The sequence below is a fragment of the Pseudomonas sp. Irchel s3a10 genome (genome assembly GCF_900187525.1).
In the GTDB taxonomy this organism is placed as follows: domain Bacteria; phylum Pseudomonadota; class Gammaproteobacteria; order Pseudomonadales; family Pseudomonadaceae; genus Aquipseudomonas; species Aquipseudomonas koreensis_G.
In genome coordinates this window covers 244,525-257,571 of the sequence record NZ_FYDR01000002.1, presented here as the reverse complement: position 1 = coordinate 257,571, position 13,047 = coordinate 244,525, and the positions used below count along the sequence as shown (strand labels likewise).

Annotated in this window: 4 protein-coding genes and 2 pseudogenes; 4 read left to right on the top strand and 2 right to left on the bottom strand. The window is 61.2% G+C overall.

The window, feature by feature from the left end; translation table 11 throughout:
* The first annotated feature begins 86 nt into the window (after nucleotides 1-86).
* Entirely contained in the window at nucleotides 87-1,706 is a 1,620-nt protein-coding gene (locus tag CKW11_RS06745) for an FMN-binding glutamate synthase family protein (protein WP_095136930.1), read from the top strand.
* 36 nt (nucleotides 1,707-1,742) lie between these two features.
* Here CKW11_RS06745 and CKW11_RS06740 read toward each other — a convergent pair.
* Nucleotides 1,743-2,107: pseudogene (locus CKW11_RS06740) on the bottom strand (GtrA family protein).
* A 245-nt stretch (nucleotides 2,108-2,352) separates the two neighbouring features.
* The gene (locus CKW11_RS06735; protein ID WP_095136929.1) at nucleotides 2,353-3,771 is read right to left on the bottom strand and encodes an amino acid permease; all 1,419 of its coding nucleotides are present in this window, start codon (nucleotides 3,769-3,771) and stop codon (nucleotides 2,353-2,355) included.
* 506 nt (nucleotides 3,772-4,277) lie between these two features.
* Here CKW11_RS06735 and CKW11_RS06730 point away from each other — a divergent pair.
* The 3 genes and pseudogenes from CKW11_RS06730 (at nucleotide 4,278) to CKW11_RS06720 (ending at nucleotide 13,038) form a co-directional block, all read left to right on the top strand.
* Nucleotides 4,278-4,735: pseudogene (locus CKW11_RS06730) on the top strand (transposase).
* A gap of 341 nt (nucleotides 4,736-5,076) precedes the next feature.
* The gene (locus tag CKW11_RS06725; protein ID WP_095136928.1) at nucleotides 5,077-8,190 is read left to right on the top strand and encodes a transglycosylase domain-containing protein; all 3,114 of its coding nucleotides are present in this window, start codon (nucleotides 5,077-5,079) and stop codon (nucleotides 8,188-8,190) included.
* A 165-nt stretch (nucleotides 8,191-8,355) separates the two neighbouring features.
* A complete protein-coding gene (locus CKW11_RS06720; RefSeq protein ID WP_095136927.1) occupies nucleotides 8,356-13,038 on the top strand; it encodes a dermonecrotic toxin domain-containing protein in 4,683 nt (1,560 codons plus the stop codon).
* The last annotated feature ends 9 nt before the right edge of the window (nucleotides 13,039-13,047 follow it).

Genomic DNA, 13,047 nt, shown 5'->3' with positions numbered 1-13,047 from the left:
TGACTGGCCCACCGCTTTCGCGAGCAAGCTCGCTCCCACAAGGATCTGCGGCGCTGAACAATCCAAGTCCGAACCAAGGAAACCGTATGAGCCTGTCACTCCTGAGCCGCTACGCCTTCTTTGCCGTCTGCGTGATTTTCACCCTCGCCAGCCTGCCCTTTCTCGAACACGACTGGCTGTGGCCGATCACCGCCGTCACCGGCGTGCTGAGCCTGCTCGGTCTGTTCGACTTGCTGCAGAGCCCGCACGCGGTGCGCCGCAACTACCCGATCCTGGGCAACATCCGTTATCTGGTCGAAGGCATCCGCCCGGAGATCCGCCAGTACCTGCTGGAATCCGACAGCGACGCCCTGCCCTTTTCCCGCGCCCAGCGCTCGCTGGTGTATTCGCGGGCGAAAAATGAGAGCGCCGACAAACCTTTCGGCACGCTGATCGACGTCTATCAATCGGGCTTCGAATTCATCGGCCACTCGATGCGCCCGGCGCCGTTGAGTGACCCGAGCAGTTTCCGCGTCACCGTCGGCGGGCCGCAGTGCACGCAGCCGTATTCGGCCTCGGTGTTCAACATCTCGGCGATGAGCTTCGGCTCGCTCAGCGCCAACGCCATCCGCGCGCTGAATCAGGGCGCCAAACTCGGCAACTTCGCCCACGACACCGGCGAAGGCAGCATCAGCCCATATCACCGCGAACACGGCGGCGACCTGACCTGGGAACTGGGCAGCGGCTACTTCGGCTGCCGCACCAGCGACGGCCGTTTCGACCCGGAACGCTTCGCCACTCAGGCACAGAATCCACAGGTGCGGATGATCGAAATCAAGATGAGCCAGGGCGCCAAACCCGGCCACGGCGGGATCCTGCCCAAGCACAAGGTCACCCAGGAAATCGCCGACACCCGCGGCATCATGATGGGCGAAGACTGCATCTCGCCGTCACGCCACAGCGCGTTCTCCACGCCGATTGAAATGATGCATTTCATCCAGCAGCTGCGTGAACTGTCCGGCGGCAAACCGGTGGGTTTCAAGTTCTGCCTCGGACATCCATGGGAGTTCATGGGCATCGCCAAGGCCATGCTGGAAACCGGCATCCTGCCGGACTTCATCGTGGTCGACGGCAAGGAAGGTGGCACCGGCGCAGCGCCCGTGGAGTTCACCGACCACATCGGCGTGCCGATGCGCGAAGGCTTGCTGTTCGTGCATAACACCCTCGTGGGCCTGAACCTGCGCGACAAGATCAAACTCGGCGCCAGTGGCAAGATCGTCAGCGCCTTCGACATCGCCAGCGTGCTGGCCATCGGCGCCGACTGGGCCAACTCGGCACGCGGTTTCATGTTCGCCATCGGCTGCATCCAGTCGCAGAGCTGCCACACCAACAAATGCCCGACCGGCGTCGCCACCCAGGACGCTCTGCGCCAACGCGCCCTCGTCGTCCCGGACAAGGCTCAGCGCGTCTACAACTTCCACCGCAACACGCTCAAGGCGCTGGCGGAAATGCTCGCCGCCGCAGGCCTTGAGCATCCGTCGCAACTGTCGGCCAAGCACCTGGTGCGCCGCATGTCGGCGACCGAGATCAAACTGTTCTCGCAGCTGCATGTGTTTCTGAAACCGGGGGAATTGCTCACAGGTGAGGTGAATGGCGAGTTCTATTCGCGGATGTGGCAGATGGCGCGGGCGGACAGTTTCGAGCCGCAGGAAGTGGCGGCAGCATGATGATCGATGCGCCGGTCCGATCGGCAGGCTGGCGCATCAGCTCCGCTGCTGGCGAAACAACACGAAGCGGAAAAAGCCGTAGCCCAACGTCAGGTTCAGCGCGGTAAACACCGTCACCGTCAGCAAGCCATGCCAGCCGCGGGTATCGGCAATCGAGCCGATGCCGAAGCTTGCTCCTCCCATCAGACACATAAACAGCAAATAACCGAATACCGACGTTTTGCTGTCAAAGGTGTAGAGCATATTCACGTAAAACGAGAACGCCGCCGCCACGCAAAACGCGGCGAAGTTACTGGCCGCCTGGGTCAACCCGCGACGGCGCTGCACAAAACAAAAAACATCTGCCAGTGGATAAATGCATCGGCAATTCCAATCACTGTCAGCGCTGGAAATCCTTTCATGTTCATTCCTTGCCATGGCTTCGTTCGGCTGACTTTTGAAGCTAGGGCAAGGCGCTTGAGCGGTCTACTGTCAGAAATTACAGGTACAGGGTGGATTGCGACAAACGGTCAGGTTCACCACTCCAGCAATCTGTCTTGCTGAGAGGTTGTATCGCTCTTTCAGACCCGTGGTTAAAGCCCCTGTAGCGTCCATGAAAAAAGCCCCGACCAATGGGCCGAGGCTTCTTCATGACCGCACTTTCAGCTTACGAAGCCGAACGCACCGCACCCTGCGTTTCGCCGGTCGGCTGCAACTTGAACACGTAGAACAACACGGTCAGCAGCACCAGGAACACCGGCCCCACATACAGCGCCACGCGCGTGTCCGGGAAGTACGCCATCAGGCCGACGACCAGCACCAGGAACGCCAGCGCGAAGTACGAGCTGACCGGGTACAACCACATCTTGTATTTCAGGCCGGCACGTTCGCTGGCGCTCAGGCCTTTGCGGAATTTCAGTTGCGCCAGCAGGATCATCACCCAGGTCCAGATCGCGCCGAAGGTGGCGATCGAAGTGACCCAGACGAAGACTTTCTCCGGCACCAGGTAGTTGAGCAGCACGCCGATCAGCAGCGCGAAAATCGACAGCAGCAGCGCGCGGCGTGGCACGCCGTTGGAGGTCTTGGCAAACCCGGCCGGAGCCTGGCCGTTCTGCGCCAGGCTGTAGAGCATGCGCCCGGTGCTGAAGATGCCACCGTTGCACGACGACAGCGCCGCAGTAATCACCACGAAGTTGATGATGCCGGCGGCGGTCTTGATCCCCAGACGCTCGAAGGTCATCACGAACGGGCTGCCCTGAGTGCCGATTTCGTTCCACGGGTAGATCGACAGGATCACGAACAGCGCGCCGACGTAGAACAGCAGAATGCGCCAGAACACCGAGCCGATGGCATCGGGAATGGTCTTCTGCGGGTTCTTCGCTTCACCGGCGGTCAGGCCGATCATCTCGACACCGAGGTAGGCGAACATGACCATTTGCAGGGACATCAGCACACCGGTCACGCCGTTGGGCATGAAGCCGCCGTGGGCCCACAGGTTGGAAATCCCCAGCGCCACGCCGTCGTTGCCGAAACCGAAAGCGATGATGCCGACGCCGCCAATGACCATGGCGATGATGGTGACGATCTTGATCAGGGCGAACCAGAACTCGAATTCACCGAAGGCTTTTACCGCGATCAGGTTGATCGAGCCCATGCTGATCAGCGCCGCGAGGGCCCAGATCCAGCGCGGTACATCGGGGAACCAGATGCCCATGTACACGGCGACGGCGGTGATTTCCGCGACGCAGGTCACCAGCCACAGGAACCAGTAGTTCCAGCCGGTGAGAAAGCCCGCCAACGGGCCGAGGTAGTCCTGGGCGTAGCGGCTGAACGAGCCGGCCACCGGGTTGTGTACGGCCATTTCACCGAGGGCGCGCATGATCACCAGGATCGCCAGACCGCCGAGAATGTAAGACAGCATGATCGCCGGGCCGGCCATTTCAATGGCCTTGGCCGAGCCGAGGAACAGGCCGACGCCGATACAGGCACCGAGTGCCATCAGGCGAATATGCCGTTCGCCGAGTTCGCGTTTAAGCGGGCCGCCGTGAGCGGTCTCGCCATGGGGCAGGTGATTGCCGACTGGCATAGGGATACAACCTCGTCTTGTTATTGGATATGACCACCGTGTGTCGAAGCCTCGACCGATAGGCCTCAGCTTCCCGACACCGCGCCTGCTTCGTGGGCAGACGCGTCATGCAGGACCCTGCCTGCAAGATCAGCGGGGCGTGCAGTATAGAAAGCTTGATACAGGGCTTTTCACTCTATAATCAACAACATTCAGTTAGAAGTCTCGGCAAAAAGCCGCTTTGCGGAGAGATATTACCTGATATGCGTAGGAATATTCACCACAAAAAAGGCCGGCGAGTATTGCACGATGATGGTGCACCGTCATGGCCCTGCTTTGGTGGTATTGCGTGGGGGACGGCTCTAGTCCGGCCATCTACGCCAACCTGCTCAGATCAGATTCAAATTTCTTGTGTCAGAAGGACTCCCTCCCCCTCGCAAACCGAAAATTCCTACGGCATTTACAGATCCGGCTCAAGTAATGCGCTACTAGCCTTCAGACCTGATTACTGAACGCAGGGAGCGAACATGCCAGTCAAACCAAATACTTACCGTCTTCGATTAGGCCGACATTCCGAAACAGGCCGAGCCTATTTCGTCACTTCAGTTGTGTATGACCGCCAACCCGTATTTTCCGACTGGCGCACAGGCCGTTTATTGGTTACAGAGTTCCGCCACGCCCATGAACAAGGCTTAGTGGAGTCCATCGCCTGGGTGGTCATGCTTGATCACTTTCATTGGTTGATGCAGTTGAAAAGCGACAACCTTGGGACAGTCATTGGCGCGGTAAAGGCGCGCTGCACCCAAGCCGTTAACAGGAAAACCGGTCGTCGCGTCAATTGTGGCAAGCCGGTTTCCACGACCGCGCTATCCGTGATGGTGAAGACTTGAAGCCATTCGCCCGGTACATCATCGCCAATCCGCTACGGGCGGGATTGGTAGAGCGGATTGGCGACTACCCGCTTTGGGACGCCTGCTGGCTCTAGATCCATTACCGAAACTCAACATGTAAATTCATCTGTGGTGAGGAGATTTATCTGTGGCGAGGGGATTTATCCCCGATGGACTGCGCAGCAGGCCCAGCTATTAAAATGCGTAGCCCCTTGTTCAGGGGCCGCTTCGCGCCCCATCGGGGATAAATCCCCTCACCACATTCAAATCCCCTCACCACAGATAAGTCCCCTCACCACAGTTAACCCCCTACTCAAAATAGCCAGCGACTTCAGTTTTGTTCAGATGGCTTCCCCGTACTTTTTTTCCCCCATCACCAACCACCGTCTAAGCTTCAGTCAAGTCCGATCAATCTGCGTGAATGGATCAATCGACTATGGGCGCTTTGTGGCAAACCGATTCGAGTAAAGCCGTGGTTCCGACTGAACGTGTGGATGAAGCGCCTGTTCCCCCCCAAAAACGCCGCAGCCGACATGGCTGGAAGGCGTTCTGGTTGTTGCTGCTGATTATCGCCATCGTGGTGGGTCTGGCCGCGAGCAAGGAAATGCGCACCTCGCGCTTCCAGTCCCGTGAGCTCAGCCAATACGCCGCCTCGCTCAAATATCAGCTGGAACCCGGCCCCAGCGAAGCGATCCGCTATCCGGGCAATGGGCCGTTCGATTTGCGTCTGGGCTACAGCTCCCTCGACGAATTCCTGCCGCGTCTGCTCAAGCGCAATTACGTGATCACCGAGCAGTCCCGGTTTTCGCCCGCGCTGCTGAGCTACACCGACAAGGGCCTGTTCGTGCCCTATTCGGAAAAAATCCAGGCCGGGCTGTCGATTACCGATTGCCGCGCTGCGCCGTTGTATCAGTACAAGTACCCGCAGCAGCTGTATTCGAGTTTCGCGGCGATTCCGCCGGTGGTGGTCAGCAGTCTGCTGTTCATCGAAAACCGCTTTCTGCTCGACCCCAGACAACCGTTGGCCAACCCGGCGGTGGACTGGCCGCGCTTCGGCATGGCCGCCTGGTCGCAGGTGGCGAAGTTATTGAGCCTGCCGGGGCAATCGGCGGGGGGCAGCACCCTGGCGACGCAACTGGAAAAGTACCGGCACTCGCCCGATGGCCTGACGGTGTCCGGCGCCGAGAAGATCCGTCAGATGATTTCCGCCAGCGTGCGCGCCTATCAGCCGGGGCCGGAAACCCTCGGCGCGCGGCAGAACATCATCCGCGACTACCTCAACAGCGTGCCCCTCTCCGCCGTGCCGGGGCATGGCGAAGTACACGGCATGGCCGAAGGTTTGCGGGTCTGGTACGGCAGCGATTTCAACCAGGCCAATGCACAGCTGAACAGCCCGGCCACTGATCCGCAAGCCATGGCCGACAAAGGTCTGGCCCTGCGCGAAATGCTCTCGCTGATGATCGCCCAGCGTCGCCCTTCGCATTACCTGAACAAGGGCCGTGAAGAACTCGCCAACCTCACCGACAGCCACTTGCGCCTGCTCAAGCAGAACGGCGTGATCGACGCTGCGCTGGCCGATGCCGCACTGGCGAGCAAGGTCACCTACCGCGACTGGCAGACCCAGCCGACCATCCAGCCGATCGAAACCAACAAGGGCATCAGCGTCGCCCGCAGCCGTCTGGCGAGTATGCTCAACCGTCCGCTGTATGACCTCGATCGCCTCGACCTGTCGGCCACCAGCACCTTGCAGGGCGAATTGCAGACCCAGGCCACCGACTACCTGAAAAAACTCGCCGACCCCACGTTTGCCGGGCAGATCGGTTTGATCGGCGAACGCCTGCTCACCCCCACCAGCACCACCCAGGTGCGCTACAGCTTCACCCTGTTCGAACTGACCCCGGACGGTTCGCGCGTACGCGTGCAGACCGACAGCACCGACCAGCCGTTCGACATCAACGAAGGCAGCAAACTGGAACTCGGTTCGACGGCGAAGATGCGCGTGCTCACCACTTATCTGCAGATCATCTCTGAGCTGCACGACAAGTACGGCGCCATGAGTGTGCCGGAACTGAAGAAAATCGAAGTGCCGGATCAGGATCGCTTGAGCCAATGGGTAATCGATTACCTGATCCAGAACAAGGATCACGATCTGTCGAAAATGCTCGGCGCCGCGCTCGACCGCAAGTACTCGGCCAGCCCCGGCGAGGCGTTTTTCACCGGTGGCGGCCTGCACGTGTTCAACAACTTCCGCAAGGAAGACAACGGCCGCCTGCCGACCCTGCGCGATGCGTTGCGCGAGTCGATCAACCTGCCATTCATTCGCCTGATGCGCGACGTGGTGCGCTACGTCACCTACTCCGGCCCCAACAGCAGCGCCGAGTTGCTCAAGGACGACCGTGACCCGCGACGTCAGGAATACCTCGCCAGTTTTGCCGATCGCGAGGGCACTTCGTTCCTGCTCAAGTTCTGGAAGAAGTACAGGAACAAGGACACCCAGGCGCGCCTCGACACCTTCCTCGACAGCATGCGCCCAACGCCGATCCGCATGGCCGCCGTGCACCGTTATCTGCTGCCCGATGCCAGTCAGGAAGATTTCAACAGCTTCGTGCGCGCGCACCTCAAAGGCGCCAAGCTCAACGAGAAACTCACCGACGACCGTCTGATCCGGCTATACGACGCTTACGGCCCGGGTACCTACGATCTGCCGGATCAGGGCTTCATTGCCAAGGTCCACCCGCTGGACCTGTGGCTGATGGGCTACCTGCTGCACAACCCGGACGCCACCTTCAGTCAGGTGGTCAAGGCCAGCCAGTTCGAGCGTCAGGAGGTCTACAGCTGGCTGTTCAAAAGCAAACACAAGGGCGCCCGTGACAGCCGCATCCGCACCATGCTGGAGATCGAGGCGTTCCTGGAAATTCACCAGCGCTGGCAGAAAGTCGGCTATCCGTTCGACCACCTGGTACCGTCGCTGGCCACCGCCATCGGCAGTTCCGGCGACCGCCCGGCGGCACTGGCGGAGCTGATCGGCACCATCCTCAACGATGGCGTGCGCATGCCCACCCTGCGCATCGACAGCCTGCACTTTGCCGCTGGAACTCCGTATGAAACACGCCTGACCAACGACCCGCACGTGGGCAAACGGGTAATGCCATCGGAGGTCGCCACGGCATTGCGCGAAGCCCTTTCGCAAGTGGTGGACTCGGGCACAGCGAAACGCGTTTCCGGCAGTTTCAAAATCGCCGACGGCACACCGCTGGTCATGGGCGGCAAGACCGGCACCGGCGACAACCGCATCGAAGCCATCGGCTCCGGCGGGCGCATCCTCAGTTCGAAGTCGATCAACCGTACCGCGACATTCGTGTTCTACATCGGCAACAACCACTTCGGCACGCTCACCGCGTTCGTCCCCGGACGCTCGGCGGAGAACTTCAAGTTCACCTCGGCGCTGCCGGTGCAAGTGCTCAAGGGCATGGCGCCGATCCTTTCGCCGTACCTGCAACCGGGTACGCACACGATGTGCCAGGCGCCGGAGGTCACCGCCGCCCGCTAAGCCACGAAAGCACTGTGACGTGGTGGTAACTGTGTATTTTTCACTCCCTGTTTTTCGAAGCCTCCATGCGCAACCCCGGCGGTTTCAACCGGGTATTTGCGCTTTTTTCACCCACTGTCCTTGCCTAGGCTGATCGCTCCATTTTTGATCAAGGACGATCCAGCAATGCCCACCCTTTCCCCGCAGGGGCAACCGCCACGCACGGCGCACCTCGTCTCACCGGATGTCAGTGTTCATTATCAGACGATCGAAAAAGCCATCCCGGCCTGGCTGCGCGCAAGCTCAGCCAAGCGGGTCAATGAATTGCAGCTGCACCGACTGAAGCTGCCGGCCTGGTATCAAGAGGTATCGGACGCCGAGCATCTGCGTCTGCAACAGCAGATGCAGAATGCCTGGAAAGCACAAAACGAAGTGGATAAGGCCCTGAGCAGTCTGCAAGACGTCTACGCCTTTGCCAAACCGTTATTACAGCAGGCACTGCACCAGCGTTTCGGCGTCGAGGACGATGTCGAGAACACCTGGCTGCGCCTGTACGCCCCCGTCAACAGCGCGTGGTGGGCCCATGACTTTGCCGGCGCAACCACCAGCCGGACTGTCTCGCTGCTCGACGCTGCATTACATAATTTCTCCCGTGATGAAGCGTTCAGTCCCGACTCGGAGTTCATCACCCGCCCCGATGCCAACGGCCACTTCACGGTCAGGCCGCTCAAGCACAAACTGAGTATCGAGCAGTTCAAGTCACTGTGCCGCGAGCTGAATATCGGCGCCCGATACGAGCAGCATCTGCACGAGTTTCTGCGCTCGGGCAACCGCGTGGCCCGCCAGGTTTTGCAGTACCGGATCATCTTCAGTCAGAAAAGTACATTGAGCGTCTGTGCCCAGTTGGCCCTGGCGAAAAAGGACATTGACCGCGATGCCTACGAGGTCATCCAGGGCATGCTCGATGATCGCCGCAACCTGCGCTGGCGCGGGCGTGCGATCAACTACTACAACCTCGCCATGATGGATACGGCGCTGACCGGCATCACCCTCATCGCCCCTGACGTGGACTCCGCCAATGCCCCGGTTCCGGTGATTGCCTATGTGCCCCATGACCCGGAGCATCCGCTCAGACAATACGCCTCGGCGCTGGACTTCATGGCGGAACTGACGCGGCAACTGCGCGACCGCGACGCTGCCGGCAGCTATCAGCGGTTTTTCAGCCAGTTCGTCAACCATCAGCAGCGCGGGCATTTTTTTGCAGGCTTGAACGCCCGCCTGAGCACCGTGAAATGGCACGCCGTACCGCCGGGAACCAACCTGCCCAGTTGGCGCGAAACGCCTGTGGATCACCCCGACCTGCGCTTTCGCCTGACGAAAATCCAGGACGACCGCGATACCCGTTACACCGGCAGTCTCTGGGCTTACTTCCATCAGCAGAAGCTCAACAAGATTTTCAATGACGCGCGGGAGATCGCCATTTCGACCGAGTATGCCGACCGCATGGCCCGTTGGGCCTGGTGGGACAACCTGGGGAAAATCCTCTCGGATATCTTCAACGTGGCGCTGCTGGTGGTGACCCCGCTGGTGCCGGGGCTCGGCGAGTTGATGCTGGCGTACACCACGTATCAACTGCTCGATGGCGTCTTTGAAGGCATCGTCGACATGGCCGAAGGGCACTTGGCCGAAGCGGGTGAGCAAGCCATCGGCGTGCTGCAAAGCATCGTCCAGCTCGGTGCCTTCGCCGCTGGCGCCAGCCTGGGACGCGTCGCACGGGTCAAGCTGTCGTCGTTTGTCGAAGGCCTGAAACCGGTGCAGTTGGCCGATGGCCAGACCCGCCTGTGGAATCCGGATCTGGCGCCCTATCGTCTGCCGGAACAGACCCTGCCGAGCCCGGCCCGCCCCGATGCGCACGGCGTTCATACGCTGGGGGACAAACAGCTGCTGCGCCTGGATCAACACCTGTTCGAGGTGACCAAGGATCCGGTTTCCGGGAAACACCGCCTGCGCCATCCGCGACGTCCCCGGGCCTACGCGCCGACGCTTACGCACAACGCCGACGGGGCCTGGGTCTGTGAAACGGAAGACCCGCGTCTGTGGGACGGGCGAAAACTGATGCGGCGCATCGGTCATCGCACCGATGGTTTCAGCGACGCGCAACTGGAGCACATGCGCCTGCTGACCGGCACCGACGAGGACATGCTGCGTCGCATGCATGTCGACAACACCCCGCCGCCACCGTTGCTCAGCGACACACTGGAGCGTCTCGGCCCGGCGAGCGCGGTGCAGCCCGACGCGCCACTGTCGCCGGCGGCCAGCCAGGTGCTGGTGGATTGTCCACAGTTGACGCCGGTTCTCGCCGAACGGGTGGTGTCCCATGCCCGGCCAATGGAACAGCAGCAAGCCACGACGCAACGCCGTTTGCCCTTGCGTTTGCGCACGAGCGCCCGCGAGGTGCAGTTTGAATTGCAGTCCGTGCGCGCCGCCCAGGGTCTGCAGCAGGAAGCCCTGAGCAACATCGACAGCGAACGGCTGATCCTCGGCGCACTGCGGCATTACAGCGATACCTTCGGGGCGCTGCGGATCGAAATCCGTGAAGGCACGTTCGACGGCGAGTTGCGTTGCGAGGCCGGAGCACCGGTCGCCGAGCGCGTGCGGGTGCTGGTGCGGGTCGCTGCCGATCGCTATCAAGTGCGCGATGGCGCGGACCTGCCGATCCACCCCGCCAGTGGCTTGTACGAGGCAATTCTGCAGGCGATCAATCACGATGGCCGCAGTGCCCTGGGGTATCGAACCGACGACGTCGAACCGTTCAAGCAGTGGATCATCGCCAGAACCCAGGCCCCCAGCGAGCGGCGCACGCTACTCGCCAGCCCGCCGATCCGCCCGATCGCTGAATACAACACCCTGTTTCTGGTGCGCGGCCCGGGCCTGAGCCGCAATGCCGCCACACTGGAGCAACGCATCCAGGATCTGCATCCGCATTTCAGCCCGAGCGAGGTCGAAGTGTTTGCCAATGCCCTGACCGAACGCGGCGAGCCGCTCAAGGCCATCGAGGCACATGAAGACGAACTTGATGAACTGCGGGTCATCGTCCATCGCTGGCGCTATCAGCAACCGGAGAGCTGGGGGCCAGGCAGTCAGGGGTTCCGTGACGGTGGCGGGCTGCATATTTACGAAAGTCTGCTGAACTGCTTCGAACGCAAGAACGCGCACCTGGGCAACCGTGCCGATCCGTCGGCCTATGCGCTGGACCTGTCGCGGGAGCTGCTCTCCACGGATCTGGAAACCTGGTGGGCGAAACGTCCGCCGCTGAAGAAGTTTCTCGACAAGGTCACGCTGCTCAATCTCGACAACGCGCGGTTTTCCCCCGACGCCAACGGCCTGCTCAAGGATTTTCCGAACGTGGTCGAGCTGAGTGCCAAATACTGCGAGCTGACGCGCTTGCCGGATCGCATCGGAACCACGATGCGCCGCCTCGAACGCCTGCGCCTGAACAACAACCACATTGTGCTGGACCGCGCCGCCGTCGAACGGCTGGGCAACCTGACCTACCTCGAAGTGCTGAGAATGGACGACAACCCGCTGGGGCTGTCGCCTGATCTGTCACGCATGCCGCGCCTCAAGGTGGTGGCGCTGAAGAACACCGGGCTGACCACCTGGCCGGACGGCATTCTGGCCAAGCCACGGCCACGCGGTTTGCTGCTCGATCTGCGCGGCAACCCGCTGACCGTAATCCCCGACGTGCCGAGCGGTTCCGATGCGCAATGGCTGGTGGCGCGCACGCGTCTGGACGTCGCCGCCCTGTCTGATCTCAACCAGTTGCGTTACCAGGACAGTCGCCGTTCGATGGCACTGCCACCGGAGCCGATCATGCCGGTCGCCATCCCGGGTACCTCGATCATTTCCAACTACGGCGCCGACTACTGGTCCGACGTGCCCGGCTGGGGCGTTGATCGCGAAACACCGTGGACAGAACTGGTGGAAGATCCCATGGCCGAACCGTTCATGGCGACGTTGCTCAGCGTGCGTGAGTTTGCCGATTTCCGCGCTGGCGGAACGGCGCGCGAGCAGTTGATGCAACGCGTCTGGCGCATGCTCGACGCCGTGCACGTCGACAGTCGCTTGCGCGAAAAACTGTTCACCATGGTGGTGGCGCCGGTGGACTGCGCCGATGCCGGTGCGCAGCTGTTCAACCACATGGGGGTGAACGTGCTGGCCTACGAGGCGCATACCTATTCGGTCGAGCCGAAGGAACTGGAACTGAAACTGGTGACGCTGGCCAAAGGCGCGGCGCGCCTGGAACAGGTCAACGAAATCGCCCGGGCCGATGTCGCCAGCCGTGGCGGCAACCCCGACGACGTGGAGGTTTATCTGGCCTACCAGACCGGCCTGGCCAAACGTCTCGGCTTGCCCTGGCAGTCCGAGGGCATGCTGTACCGGCCGGTGTCCGGCGTCACTGACGTGATGATCGATCAGGCCTGCGACACGGTACTGGCGCTGGGTGAAGGCGATGGCCTGGTCAACCAGATGCTTGAGCTCGACTTCTGGAAAGAGTACCTGAGCGAGCGCTATCCCGTGCGCCTGGAAAGCAACAAGCGTCTGTTCCAGCACCGCTACGAAGCCCTTGAATCGCTGCGCGAAATCCAGCTCCAGTGGGTGCAATCGACCGTGGCCGAGGAACGCGCAGCCTTGCGCGAACAGCTCAAGACGTTGATGAACGATCTGCCGGCGCCGGCTACCGTGGTGTTCAATGAGGAGCCGATCAGCGACACGCTGTTCGAGCGGCTGCTGGTCGATCTGGCGGATGACGAAAAAGAGCTCGCGCGTCGCCTGACCCGTGAAGCCCTGACCCGCGCCGGGCTTTGATAACGGCGC